This is a genomic window from Oceanicaulis sp. HTCC2633, from assembly GCF_000152745.1.
Lineage (GTDB): Bacteria > Pseudomonadota > Alphaproteobacteria > Caulobacterales > Maricaulaceae > Oceanicaulis.
On the sequence record NZ_CH672428.1, the window covers coordinates 1,174,007 to 1,188,007 of the forward strand.

Here is a 14,001-nt window from a genome sequence, read left to right on the forward strand (position 1 = left end):
GACACATGTCGCCGCGTCCCCTAGTAGCGCAGGGAGAGGCTCAGCCCGACCGCACGCGGCCGGTTGACGCTCGCGGCGATGATGGGCGCATCAAGCGCGCCGTCCGCCGTCACGAACTGCTGGAGCGGGTTCGATCCGATGCTGACCGCCTCGACATCATTCAGCAGGTTCGTGCCGTACAGGTGCAGACCCCACCGATCATTCGAGACGCCAATCCGCAGGTTCAGCAGCTCCAGGGAATCAAGTTCCGCGGACTCAAAGTTCTGAACGTTGGAGAAGCGTTGCCCGACATACTGGAAGGAGCCGTTGGAGTTCAGGCTCCAGCCTGACGCGCCGATCGGCCGCTCGAAGGAGTAACCGGCGGCAAGCGTGTATTCGGGAATATTGGCCGGAGCATTGCCCTTGCGCAGGTCAAACTGGCCATAGGTCCCGCCGGGCGCGGAAGTGATCAGCTTGCCCTGATCGAACTCGGCGTCGATGACCGAGAGGTTCAGGAAGGTCGACAGGCTGTCATTGACCTGCAGCCGGGTTTCCAGCTCAAGACCCAGAATGGTTTGTTCAGGCCCGTTCACCGTGTTGTTGGCCGGCGTGTTCACCTGGATCTGGGTGTCTTCATAAGTGGTGTGGAAGACGCCGAGATTGGTGATCAGATCACCATCGAACCAGGAGGCTTTCACCCCTGCATCCACCGACAGCACCTGATCATCGTCGAAGGTCAGGTTCTGGAAGAACACATCCTGGCTGCCGCCCGATGCGCCCAGGGCGGCAATGGCGTTGCCGATGCCGCCATTGCGCGCGCCCTGCGCAATGTTGGCGTAGAGCAGCATGTCTTCGGACAGCTCGAACTCCACGCCGGCACGCGGCAGGAATTTTTCAAGCTCGAACTCGAACTCGGTGCCGAAGCCGGCGCCGGTCAAAAGATCCAGCGTGCTGACAAAGCCGATCGGGTTGCTTTCCGTCCAGGGAATGAGATTGCCCTGGCCGTCAAACTGGGGAACGAGGTTCACCACATCATCCTGTTGGAGAATGGCCGTGACGGTGTCGTTCACATAGCGGACGCCGCCAATCAGGCGCAGACGCTCGGTCAGCTCGAACGTGAATTCGGCAAAGGCGGAATACTGTTCAGACTGGGTGCTGGACAAGCGGGTCGCAAGATTCGAGCTCGACGGATTGGTCACGGTGACGAACCCGTCGCCGGTCAGGAATTGACCGCTGACATCCTCGCGATCGCGATAATAGACGCCGGCGGTGAAATTCAGCGGACCGCTGAAGTCTGACACGAACCGGAACTCCTGGGAGAATTGTTCGAACTCGCTGGAGCTCGTGTTGAACGCCGTCGTGTCAATCGTCGGAAAGAAGGGCGCCAGGCCGAAAGAATTGCCTGCGCTGAACAGGGCCGAGGCCGTGCTGCGCTCGTAATAACCGGTGATCGAGGTCACATCGATCGCGTCAAAGCTGTAGGTGACCCGCCCGGCGTACAGATCGAAATCGTCGGTGTAGCTGCCAGAGCGCGGCGACGCCGAGAAGGTCAGGTCCTCGGGATCCGAGCCGGGATCGATCTGGGTGGATTCCCCGAGTTCGTCCCGGGACAGGAAGGCCGAGAGCCTGACTTCCAGCCGGGGCGACAATTGCGCCAGAAGAACGGCGCGACCGCCGCTGGTCTCGAAATCGTTGACGTCCTCTCCCTCGCTGGGATTGTCGATGAAGCCGTCATCGTTGCGATGGAAACCGGACAGGCGCAGGCCGACCTTGCCCGGCACGAGCACCAGCGAGGTCGCGTTCTGGACCGTGTAGGCCGTCCCGCCATCGGTAATGGTTTCATAGCGCCCCGCCGCTTCGCCGGTGATGCGCGGACCGTCCAGATCGGGATCGTTGGTGAAATAGCGGATCACCCCGCCGACCGCGCCTTCACCGAACAGGGTCGGCTGCGGTCCGCGAATGACCTCGATCCGGTTCAGGTCAACAGAACTGAAGTCCCGCAGATTGCCGGCGCCCGTGACCGAGACATCATCGACAAATACGCTGAAGACCGTGCTGGTTTCATATCCGCTGCCTGCGCTGCGCACGCCGCGGATCGCAATGTCATTGGAGTTCTGACGCGTCTTCACGTTCGCCATGCCGGCAATGCTTCGCGCCAGATCCTCGATGTCCTGAATGCCCCGCTCCCGGATTTCCGCTCCCGAAATGCCGGCGACGCTGGCGCCGATATCCTGGACCGTCTCCTCCCGGAACCGCGCGGTCACGGTAATCACATCGTCCGTCACAGACCGGACGTCGGCGTCCGGGCTCGTTTCCTGGGCGGCCACGGGGGCCGCGAACGCAACGCTGGCCAGCAGCGCTATTCTCAGATGATTGGTCATGTTGGTCTCCCCATTTCGCGGCCATGGCGCATATCGGCTCTTTTGGCTGCCTTAAAAAACCTTATGGCAGTTTTATTGCGATGGGAAGGATGAACTCTAATTTCGATAGAACTGTTTATCCCGAGCCGGAGCAGAAAGCTGAAGAGCTGCACAGGCTCAATGCGTTACGCACATACAAAACCGCCCCGCGCACAGGGCGCGGGGCGGTTCCGGATTTCGATTCAGGCTGGAATTCAGGGCTGACCGGGAACCTTCAGGTCCTGGGTATAGAGCTGGTCATGCATGAAGACGGCGTCCAGAACCCGCTCCTCTGAGCTGGTCAGGATCTTGTGAACCTGGGCGCGTATCTCATCCGTTGCATCCTTGCGGATCGCTTCGACCAGAGCGCGTTGATGCTCCCACGAATAGGGCAGTGTCCGGTTCAGTTTCACATACAGCCAGTAAATCCGCATCGTGGTGTCCTCCAGCTGCCGGATCCAGTGGATCAGCAGGGGATATTTCACGTGCTGGGCCATGTAGACGTTGAATTGCTTGTTGGCTTTCAGAAGCTTAAGCGCAATTTCATCGTCATCCAACGGCGCCTTGTGGGAGGTGTCCTCGTTCATCCGCGCAATCAGATCAGCATCCACCTGGGACGCCGCCATGGCGAAGATCTCCGGCTGCAGCATTTTGCGCATGGCGAAATTCTGCTTCACGTCCAGCAAGGTCAGCGGGGCGACGCGCGTGATTCTGGGCGACACGGATACCAGGAATTGCTGGGCGGTCAGTTGCTCCATGATGTTGCGCGCGGTGGTCCGGCTGATGTCGAACATTTCAGTGAGAATGTTCTCGCTGACCTTCTGACTGGGCGCGAGCTTCTGGGTCACGATGGCGTCCATGATGACGTCATAGGCCGAAGCCGGATCCGTCGCCGCCGGTTTCGCCTGCTTGTTCTGCGCCGTCTTGCTCATGATCCGCCCCAGCAGAGATTAGTATGGAGGCCTTATTTTAAAATAAGGCTGTATTAAATGATCTGTTTCCGTTAGCGTACCCACCATACCGGGGATGAGGAAGCAGTTTGTCATGGCCAATCTGACGCACAGGACCGCAGCGAAACAGACTGGCGCAACACGGCGCCGCCTTCTGAAGGGCGGCCTCGCCGCAGCGCTTGCAGCCCCCATGATCAATTCGGGTCAGTTCAAGGTCTTCGCTCAATCTCAGCGCACTTATTCCGCCCGCACGATCGAGCTGATCGAGAACAATGTCGTCATCGACATGCTCTCGATCATCGCCGATCTCGGCGACATGCTCGACGCCATGTACAGTCCGCGTCCCAAGCTCGAAGACGGGTTGGGCGTCACCGACGAGCACCTTGAGAAACTGCGCAGCTCCGGCGTCAATGTCTTCCACCCTGCGGTGGGTCTGGGCGGACGCGACAGCGCCCTCTCCTTCATCGCGAGACTGAACGCCTATGCCGCCGAACGCCCCGACGTGTTCCGCCGCATCGACGCGGTCGAGGATTTCGATCGCGTGATGGAAGAGGGCCGGCTCGGCTATATCGTGGGGGTCCAGAACGCCCATCATTTCGATGCGCCGGACGATGTGAACGAGTTCTACACGCTGGGACAGCGGGTCAGCCAGCTCACCTACAATTCACAGAACCGGATCGGCGCCGGCTCCACCGAACGCGTGGATGGGGGGATCACCCATTTCGGCGCCGCCATCGTGGCCCGCATGAACGAGGTGGGGATGGCGGTGGATGTATCCCATTGCGGCGACCGGACCACGCTGGACGCCTTTGAATTGTCCACCGCGCCTGTCCTGATCACGCATTCGAACGCCCGCGCCCTGGTCGGCGACCATCCGCGGGCCAAGCCCGACGAGGCGATCCAGGCCATGGCGCGCTCAGGCGGCGTGATGGGCATTTCCGGCGTACGCAATTTCGTACGCGACCGCGAACCCACGACCATCGAGCACATGCTGGACCATTACGACTATGTGGCGCGCCTTGTCGGCGTGGAGCATGTGGGAATCGGCACGGACATGGATGCGGACGGATATGACGATGTCTCGCCTGCCGCACATGCCCGACTGACCAGCGGGTATGACGAGTCCTACGCCTTCCGAGGCCGTATCGACACCGATGGTTTCGATACGCCGCAGAAAATCTTCAATCTGACCGAAGGGCTGATCCGGCGCGGTTATTCCGACACCGATATCGCGCTCATGCTCGGCGGCAACTTCAAACGCGTGCTTGGCGAAATCTGGAAATAAAAAACACGCCGCTTCGCGCACCGAGGGGAGAGTACAATGACACGCACTGCATTTGCTGCGGCCGCGACCGCCTTGCTGTTGGGCTCGGCGACTGCGTCCGCTCAGGAACTCACAGCCGAACGAGCGAGCGCGGCGGCCAGGCAGGCCGTCGAGGATTTTGATGTGACCGGGCTCTCCGTTGCGGTCGTGAAGGGCGATGAAATCGTCTTCATGAACAGCTATGGCGTGCGGGATGTCCGTCAGCCGGATGTGCCGGTGACCACTGACACGATCTTTCCCTTCGCCTCGGTCAGCAAGGCCTTCACGACCACGGCGATCGCCATGCTGGTTGATGACGGGGTGATGGACTGGGATGACCCGGTCCGGGACTTCATCCCGGAATTCGAGATGTCCGATCCCTACATCACCGCGGAATTCTCTGTGCGGGACCTCGTCACCCACCGTTCGGGCCTGCCGCTGGGCGCGGGTGATCTGCTGGTCTTCCCCGATGGAAAGCCCGAAGTCTCAGACATTCTGGCTGCGATCCGCAACATCCCGCCGGCCACCAGCTTCCGCTCCGAATACGCCTACGACAATCTGATGTACATCATCGCCGGCGAAGTGGTCGCACGCGCAGCCGGCCAGCCCTGGCACGATGTGATTGACGACCGGATCTTCACGCCGCTTGGCATGGACAGCTGCGAAGCCCTGCCCTCCGAAGCCGCAGCGGCGGAGAACACCGTCACCCAGCACACCCGCGCGCCGGGACAGACCGAAGCCGTCCCGATCGACCCGCTTTACATCATTGGCGACAGCACCTCTCCGGCAGGCGGGCTGAGCTGCTCCATCGCCGACCTCGCGATCTGGGCCCAGTTCTGGCTCAATGAAGGCGTAGGTCCGGATGGCGAGCGCCTGCTGTCAGAAGGCCAGGTTGCAGAGTTGTGGTCGCCCGTTACGCCGCAATCTGTGAGCCCCCTGCTGGCGCAGCTCGCAGACTCCCATTTCTCGCTCTATGCGCATGGCTGGTCTGTGCGGGATTTTCACGGCGAGTATTTCGTCGGCCATAGCGGCGGCCTTCTGGGCGCCTCCTCCTATCTCGGCCTCCTCCCCGATCAGGACATAGCCGTAGTGGTGACCAGCAATGTGTCGACCTACGCCTCGACCGCTCTGGCCCTGCAGCTGCTCAGCGACGCCGCAGCCCCCGAGGCGGAAGCGGACTGGCTGGGCCTTTTGCAAAGCGTCTACGCCGCCAATCGTGAAACGGCCCTCGAGGACTCAGGCGCTGGCGAAACGGCCGATGTCGCTATCGAGCCGGTGCGCGATCTGGATGATTATTCCGGAGAGTATATCGATCCCTGGTACGGGCTTGTGACCATCGAGCAGCGCGAGGACGGCCTGTTCATCGACATGAGCCGGTCCGAGGTGCTGGACGCACCGCTGATCGCCGTTGCGCCGGACCGGTTTGTAGCGCGCTGGCCGGACCGCAGCCTGAATGCGGACGCCTATGTGGATTTCACCGTGGTAGACGGACAGGTCACCGGCATGACCATGCAGGCGGTGTCAGAGACCACTGACTTCTCCTTCGATTTCCACGATCTCGATTTCACCAAGCGCGACTAGGCCGGAAGGCCGGTCCAACGCCTGCAAGGAGGTCCGGACCATGCTCAAGACACTGACCCTGGGACTGGCGCTCGCGGCGGCTTCAGCCCCCGCACTCGCTCAGGGCGCCCAGCCCTATGACATCGTCATCCTCGAAGGACGCGTGATCGATCCCGAAACCGGTCTCGACACGATCCGTAACGTGGCGATCCGCGATGATGAGATCGCGCTGATCACCGAAGACCCGATCGAGGGGGAACTCGTGATCAACGCAACGGGTCTCGTCGTCGCTCCCGGGTTCATCGACCTTCACGCGCATGGCCAGACCCTCCTGGCGGGCCGCGTTCAGGCGCTGGATGGCGTTACGACCGCCCTTGAACTTGAGGCCGGGGTTTATCCTGTTGCGGACTTCTATGCAGACGCCGCCGAAGAGGGCCGCACGATCAATTATGGCGCCGCGGTCAACTGGGCGGCCGCCCGCAACGCGGTGCTGACCGGCGCCGAGCCTGATGAGGCCGGTGCGCTTCACGCCCATGAGGACGGGCCGGACTGGCGCTACACGCCGGCCAGTGCAGAGCAGACCGCCACCGTCCTGGAACGCGTGCGGGACGGTCTGAATGAAGGCGCGCTCGGCATTGGCGTTCTGCTGGGTTATGTGCCCGGATCGGGACGGTCGGAATATTACGCCCTGCACGAGCTGGCCGCTGCCTATGACGTGCCCAGCTTCACCCATGCGCGGTATCTGTCGAATCTCGAACCGGACAGCTCGCTTGAAGGCTTTCAGGAAATGATCGCCGTCTCCGCCGCAACGGGCGCGGACATGCACATTTCCCACCTCAACAGCATCAGCCTGCGCGACATCAATGTCATTCGCCCCATGATCGAGGCGGCTCAGGCGCACGGCGTGAACATCACGGTGGAAGCCTATCCGTATGGCGCAGGTTCGACCTCCATCGGGACAGCGCTGTTCGAAGGCGCAGACTGGCAGGCCCGGTTCGGCGGCATCGAGAAATCCGATTTCACCCTCGCCGGAACGCCCTTGAGCGATGAGGCCTTCGACCGCCTGCAGGCGGAGGCCCCGGACACCACGATCGTGGTGCACTTCCTCGATATCGAGAACGACCCCGCCGACCGGGCCATCCTGTCCCAGTCCATCCTGTTTCCGGGCGGCTCCATCGCGTCTGACGGCGGCGACTGGATGGTGAACGGAGAGGTCTTGCCGGCGGAGACCTGGCCGCTGCCTGACAATGCGGATTCTCACCCGCGCAGCGCCGGCACCTTCTCGCGGTTCCTGCGTGAATATGTGCGTGAGCGCGAAGCGATCAGTCTGAGTGAGGCCTTGGCGAAAACCAGCCTCATCCCCGCCCGGATCCTGGCGGACGCCGTGCCCCAGATGCGCCGCAAGGGACGCCTGCAAGCGGGAATGGACGCGGACATCGTGATTTTCGATCTCGCCACGGTCAGCGACCAGGCGACCTATGAGGCGCCCGCCCGGACATCGACTGGCTATTCCTACGTGATCGTCGGCGGGACGCCGGTCGTTCGCGAAGGCCGGCTCGATACCGAGGTCCGGCCCGGACGACCGGTCCGGCGACCGACGCAATAGCCCAGCTCCGCCCGGACACCGCCGAACAAGGCGGGCCGGCGACCCGTCACATGGGGAGAGAAGTGTGACCTGGAAACAGAAGAGAACCGTCTGGCGTGGCGCCATCGCCGCCTTCGCCCTGATCACAGCCTTGCCGGCCCCTGTCCTGGCGCAAGCCGGGGGCGCAGGGGGCGCGCTCAGCGAGATGCAGCCTGCTCATCTGGCAGGCCTTCAAGACTTCGTTGATGGCGTGATGGCCCAGCAGATCGTCAGCCATGAACTGGCGGGCGCGACCCTGGCCGTGGTGCATGAGGGCGAGATCCTGTTCTCGGCCGGCTACGGCTTTTCCGATATCGAGGCAGGCGCGCCAGTGGACCCGGCGCAGACCCTGTTCCGCCCGGGATCGGTGTCCAAGCTCTTCACCTGGACCGCTTTGATGCAACAGGTTGAAGCTGGGCGCGTGGCGCAGGACGCGGATGTGAACAGCTATCTCGATTTCGAGATTCCGCCCTTTGAGGGCGCGCCGGTCCGCATCGTCGACCTGATGTCTCACAGTCCGGGCATGAGCGATGTGAGCGGCATAACCGCGCCCACCGTCGAAGAACTCACGCCCTACGATCTCTGGATCAGGGACAATGTGCCCGAGCGCTTATGGGCGCCCGGCAAGGAAGCGGCCTATTCCAATTACGGCACGGCTCTGGCCGGTTACATCGTCGAACGGGTGTCCGGCGAGCCGTTCGCCGATTATGTCGAGCGTCACATCTTCACGCCGCTGGGCATGACCTCCACCAGCTTCCGCGAACCCTTGCCCGAGGCGCTTCAGCCGCGCATGGCCAGGGGATACGAGCTGGAGAACGGACGCCTGGTCGAGCAGCCTTTCGAGCTGTTCAGCAATATCATGCCCGCGGGCTCCGCCTCCTCGACCGCACATGACATGGCGCGCTTCATGCTCGCCATGCTCAATGACGGCGTCTATGAGGGCGCGCGCATTCTCGAACCGTCTTCGGTGTCCACACTGTTCAGCGACAGTCTGCGCAACGCACCGGACCTGCCGGGCATGGCGCACGGCTTTTATGTGGTGCGCGAAGCGGGCCCCCGGCTCGTCGGGCATGCCGGCAATACCGGCGACTTTCACTCCAATCTGATCCTGGCGCCGGAACACGGCTTCGGTTTCTTCGTGTCCACAACAGGCGGCGCTGAAAGTTCGGCGGCGCGCACCGACCTGTCCAACGCCATTATCGGACGGGTCTTCCCCGAGACCCCTGCCCCGCGTCAGGCGCGCCCCGCCGGTGAAGTATCTCCGGCAGGGACCTATCGCGTGAACCGCCGCAATTATTCGCGCCCGCCGAACGAAGCCTATGACATTACAGTCGAGCGCGTCGGCGAAGACGGGCTGGAAATCACCAATCAGGGCGAGACGACCTATTGGGAGCGGATCGGACCGCTGACCTATGAAAAGGTCACGGGCGCGCGCAATGGCGGACCCTATGAGCGCATCCAGTTCCATGGCGGCGACGAGACGCTCGTCCTGTCCTTCAATTCCCAACCTTACATGGCCTATCGCCGCCTTGCGGCCGAGGAGCAAGACTGATGACCCTGCCCGATTTGAAAACCCTCGCCTCCGTGGTCGCGCTGTCGGCGGCCGCATTCGGAACCCCGGCGCTGGCGCAGGACGCGCCTGAGCTGACTCAGCCCGAGAACTGGAGCCTCGAGCAATCAGACAGCGTATCGGTCGTCACCGCCCCCGAAGGCAATCTCGACATAGCGGTGATCGAGGTCGGACCGGCCGAGGACGCGCTGGCCGCCGCTAACGCCGCCTGGGCGCTTTATGATGCGGACGCCGGACGCGAGGTCGAGCTGACCACCAACGCCGCGCCGGACAATGGCTGGGAAGAACGCGTCTCGATCAGCTATGTCACCGCCCCGTCCGAACAGGCGATCGTCAGCGCCCTGGCCCTGCGTCAGGGCGAAAACTGGACGGTGATCATCGTCAACGGCGCCCAGTCGACCGCCAATGTTCGCTCCGCCGCCCTGTCCCTTGTGCGTGATTCCGTTCGCGCGGAAGGCTTCGAGCAGGAGGATTTTTCCGGTCAGACCGCCCATCCGCTGACCGCGGAGCGCATCGCCGCGCTCCGCGATTTCGTCGCCGAAGCCGCAGAGCTGCTTGATGTCCCCGGCGTCGGGCTGGCGCTGATTGATCAGGGCGAGGTCGTCTATGAAGGCGGGGTCGGCGTGCGCGAGCTGGGCGGTGATGCGCCGGTGACCGCAGACACCAAGTTCATGATCGCATCCAACACCAAGGGCATGTCCACGCTGCTGCTGTCCATCCTGGTGGATCAGGGCTTGCTGGACTGGGACCAGCCTGTGGTCGATCTCTATCCGTCCTTCCGTCTGGGCTCGGATGAAACCACCAACGCCACGCTGGTCCGTCATCTTCTCTGCGCGTGTACGGGCCTGCCGCGCAAGGACTGGGGCTTCATCCTCGCGGATCTTGATACGCCCGCTTCAGACGTCTTCCGCCAACTGTCCGAAACCGCGCCGACGAGCGCTTTCGGAGAACTGTTCCAGTACAACAACAATATGGCGGCGGCCGCAGGCTATGTGGGCGGTGCGCTCGCCTATCCCGACATGGAGCTGGGCGCCGCTTATGACCGCGCCATGGAAGAGCTGATCTTTGAACCGCTCCACATGGATGACACCACCTTCGATTACGCTGAGGGTGAAGCGGGGAACTGGGCGCCGCCGCACGGGCTGAACATCGACGGCGAACAGACCGTAATGTCCAACTATTTCAATCAGAGCGTCTATCCCTATCGTCCGGCGGGCGGGGCCTTCTCGACGGCGTCGGATATGGCCCATTACGTCCAGCTTGAGCTGTCCAGGGGGCTTACGCCGGAGGGCGAGCGTCTCGTCAGCGAGGAAAACCTGCTGGCCCGGCGCGAGCCCGGCGTTCAGGTCGGAGAAGGCGTCTGGTACGGCATGGGTCTGTTCAATGAGGAGCATTGGGGCGTCCCCGTCGTCACCCATGGCGGCACGCTCGTCGGCTATCACAGCAACTGGTACGCCCTGCCCGAGGCCGGCGTCGGCGCGGTGATCCTGACCAATGCCGATACAGGCGCAGCCATTCTGCGACCCTTCCTGCGCCGTCTGGTGGAAGTGCTCTATGATGGCCGCCCTGAAGCCATGGCGGAAATCGAGGCCATGGCGGCAAGCCTGCAAGCCCAGGCCAGCGCTCGGCGCGAAGGCCTGACCCTGCCCGGCGACCCCGAAGTGCTCGACGCCCTGGCGTCTCGCTATGAAAGCCCGGGCCTGGGGCCCCTCAGCATTTTCGAACAGGATGGCGAGACCTGGGTCGAGGCCGGCGCCATTCGCGCCCCCATCGCCACGCGTGTGAACGCGGACGGCACCGTCTCCATCGTGTCGGTGGGCCCCGGCATCATCAGTCTGGAAGCGGAGATCGGCGAACAGGACGGGCTTCGCACACTGACAGCGCGCGATAGTCAGCACGAATATGTCTATGTGGAGGCTGAAACCTAGACGTCGGCTTACGGTCGTCAGACATCTGGGCCCGGGCCGGTTCTGATCCGTTGGCCCGGGCTTTTTTGTTTGAAACTCTGAGCTGGCCCTCGTCGGCCCCGATCCGCTCCTGCCCCTCTCACACGCGAGGGAAGGGCCCGCCCCTTTTTCTGCACCGCAATCGACACAGCTTAGGGGCTGAGAGGCGGGTCGCCCGCTTCGGAACCGGAATTCAGAGACGCCAATCGAGGAGACAATCATGGCGAGCTACGCAATCTTCGGCGGTGCAGGCGGTGTCGGCTCGGCGCTGGCACGCAAACTCACCTCCAATGGTCACGAAGTTCACCTAATCGGGCGCACGGAAGACAGCCTGTCCGAACTCGCCGAGGAGATTGGCGCGAGCTACGCCGTCGCCGACGCCACCGACTGCGATGCGGTTGAACAGGCGATCGGGCAAGGCCCGGACTCGCTGGACGGCATGGCCTATGCCGTGGGCACGATTGATCTCAAACCCTTGCGCCGCGTTACCGCAGAGGACATGCGCCACGCCTTTGACGTCAATGTCATCGGCGCACTGAACGCCGCCCGCGCCAGCCGCGAGCGTATGGGAAAGGACAGCGCCATGGTGCTGTTCTCGTCTGTGGCCGCCCAGAAGGGGTTCCAAAACCATACCGCTATCGCCTCGGCCAAGGGCGCGCTCGAAGCGCTGACCCGTCAGCTGGCCGCCGAGTACGCGCCCAAGACGCGCGTCAACGCCATTGCGCTGAGCCTCACCGACACGCCGCTCGCTTCAGCTGTGCTCAAGAGCGACGCCATGCGCGACGGCATCGCCAAGAGCCACGCCCTGCATCGCCTGGGTCAGCCCGAGGACCCGGCCGCCTTGGCCCGCTTCCTGTTGTCCGAAGAATCGAGCTGGATGACGGGAACCATCCTGAATGTGGATGGCGGACGGACCGCGCTCGCCTGATCCCGAACCAATCACAAGCCGTCCAGGACTCCCCCTTTGTAGCCCACCTGAGAGTGGCGTTTCTTGTCCGGTCACTGGACATTTCGACCGCAGCGCCGCGATGATGCGTGTCATACTTGCCGCTCCAGAGCCATCCGGCTTCGCCGCAACGCCTCATCAAAACGCCTTCAACACCGAAAGCGCCCGCTATGACATGCCTGAACACACACCTCGCCCTTTGCCTGACCGTCACGCTGGCCGGCTTCATGACGGGGATGTCGGCCCAGGCGCAGGAGTCGTCTCCGCCGGTATTTCCCATGAGCGAGGTCGAGCACAGCCATCCCGAGCTTCCGCCCATCCTGCCTTTGCGCGACCGGGCCGAGGTGATCGATCGCATTCTCGAGGAGCGGCTGGACACGATCATCCCGCAGATCATGCGCGAACAGGGCGTCTCCATGTGGGTGCTGATGGCGCGGGAATATTTCGAGGAGCCGGTAGTGGAAAGCCTGCTGGATGCGCGCAGCATGGCGGCGCGCCGCCGCACCATCCTCATCTTCTCAGATCCCGGCGAGGGCCAGCCCATCGAGCGGCTGACCGTCAGCCGCTATGGTCTGGCGGGCCTGTTCGAACCGTCTTGGGATCCCGACGAAGAGCCGGACCAGTGGCAGGCCGTGGCGGACATCATCGCAGACAGAAACCCCGCCACTATCGCCATCAACTTTTCCGATCTGACCGCCTTTGGCGACGGCATGACGCTGAGCCAGTACCGGCTCATGATGAACGCCCTGCCCGCCGACTATCACGAGCGCATCGTCTCGGGTGAAACGCTCGCCGTGCGCTGGCTGGAAACCCGCACACCCTCGGAGCTTGAAATCTATCCCGGCGTGGTGCGCATCGCCCACGCCCTCATCGACCAAGCCTTTTCCAATGCCGTGATCACGCCGGGCGTGACCACCGCTGACGACGTCGTCTGGTGGTATCGCGAGGAATTGTCCCGCCTGGGCCTGGAACCCTGGTTCCACCCCTCCATCGGCATCCAGCGCGAAGGCGCCGACGCCATGCTGCGCGACGATACCGTGATCGAACCGGGCGATCTTCTCTGGACCGATTTTGGCATCACCTATCTAAGGCTCAGCACCGACACCCAGCATCTCGCCTATGTGCTCAGGCCCGGCGAGACCGAAGCGCCCGCAGGGCTGCGCCAAGGCCTCGCCGCCAGCAATCGGGTTCAGGACATTCTGATGTCGCATTTCGAAACGGGGCTGAGCGGCAATGAGGTGCTCGCGCGGGCGCGCGAAGAGGCGATTGCGGAAGGGCTCGACCCGTCCATTTATTCCCATCCCATCGGCACGCACGGCCATGGCGCCGGCCCGGCCATCGGCTTCTGGGACAATCAGGACGCCGATCCGCGCGGCGCCGGATTGATCAACGCCAACACTGCCTGGTCGATCGAGCTGACCTCCTATAACGCCGTACCCGAATGGGGCGGCCAGATCGTGGATTTCCGCACCGAGGAAGACGCCTTCTTTGACGGTGAAACCATACGCTTCCTCGACGGCCGCCAGACCGAGATCAAGCTGATCGGTTCGGGACAATAGGTTCACGGAGCCGGAGCAGGAGATCGGTTTACCCCGCCTGAATAGGGTGGCGCCGTCATATTCGGCATCACCCCGGAATGAGGCGGCTGACCTGAGCGTGGGGCGCGGAAGACTCTCACCCCCCCTGCCTTCCGGACATCTCCGATCAGCCTCCCTGATGAGGGG

Annotated in this window: 9 protein-coding genes; 7 read left to right on the top strand and 2 right to left on the bottom strand. The window is 63.0% G+C overall.

The annotated features are described in order from the left end of the window. Positions 1-20 precede the first annotated feature (20 nt). Together OA2633_RS05660 and OA2633_RS05665 are read right to left on the bottom strand one after the other, a co-directional pair. Entirely contained in the window at positions 21-2,360 is a 2,340-nt protein-coding gene (locus OA2633_RS05660; RefSeq protein WP_009801533.1) for a TonB-dependent receptor, read from the bottom strand. 233 nt (positions 2,361-2,593) lie between these two features. Further along, complete coding sequence (locus tag OA2633_RS05665; protein WP_009801534.1) at positions 2,594-3,310, bottom strand: GntR family transcriptional regulator; 717 nt, start codon at positions 3,308-3,310, stop codon at positions 2,594-2,596. Positions 3,311-3,422: 112 nt separating this feature from the next. Between OA2633_RS05665 and OA2633_RS05670 the strand changes: the two genes are divergently transcribed. The 7 genes from OA2633_RS05670 (at position 3,423) to OA2633_RS05700 (ending at position 13,836) form a co-directional block, all read left to right on the top strand. Next, positions 3,423-4,613 carry a dipeptidase gene (locus tag OA2633_RS05670; RefSeq protein ID WP_009801535.1) on the top strand — a complete coding sequence of 397 codons (1,191 nt, stop codon included), beginning with the start codon at positions 3,423-3,425 and terminating at the stop codon, positions 4,611-4,613. A gap of 36 nt (positions 4,614-4,649) precedes the next feature. Then, positions 4,650-6,212 carry a serine hydrolase gene (locus OA2633_RS05675; RefSeq protein ID WP_009801536.1) on the top strand — a complete coding sequence of 521 codons (1,563 nt, stop codon included), beginning with the start codon at positions 4,650-4,652 and terminating at the stop codon, positions 6,210-6,212. A gap of 40 nt (positions 6,213-6,252) precedes the next feature. After that, entirely contained in the window at positions 6,253-7,797 is a 1,545-nt protein-coding gene (locus tag OA2633_RS05680; protein ID WP_009801537.1) for an amidohydrolase family protein, read from the top strand. Between the two features lie 64 nt (positions 7,798-7,861). Then, the gene (locus OA2633_RS05685; protein WP_009801538.1) at positions 7,862-9,367 is read left to right on the top strand and encodes a serine hydrolase; all 1,506 of its coding nucleotides are present in this window, start codon (positions 7,862-7,864) and stop codon (positions 9,365-9,367) included. Then, the gene (locus OA2633_RS05690) at positions 9,367-11,313 is read left to right on the top strand and encodes a serine hydrolase (protein WP_009801539.1); all 1,947 of its coding nucleotides are present in this window, start codon (positions 9,367-9,369) and stop codon (positions 11,311-11,313) included. The genes OA2633_RS05685 and OA2633_RS05690 overlap by 1 nt, the downstream gene beginning before the upstream one ends. Positions 11,314-11,551: 238 nt before the next feature. Beyond that, positions 11,552-12,259, top strand: coding sequence for an SDR family NAD(P)-dependent oxidoreductase (locus OA2633_RS05695; protein WP_009801540.1), 708 nt, complete (start codon positions 11,552-11,554; stop codon positions 12,257-12,259). A gap of 188 nt (positions 12,260-12,447) precedes the next feature. Further along, positions 12,448-13,836 (top strand): M24 family metallopeptidase, encoded by a 1,389-nt coding sequence (locus OA2633_RS05700; RefSeq protein WP_009801541.1) that lies wholly within the window; start codon positions 12,448-12,450, stop codon positions 13,834-13,836. Positions 13,837-14,001: the final 165 nt, after the last annotated feature.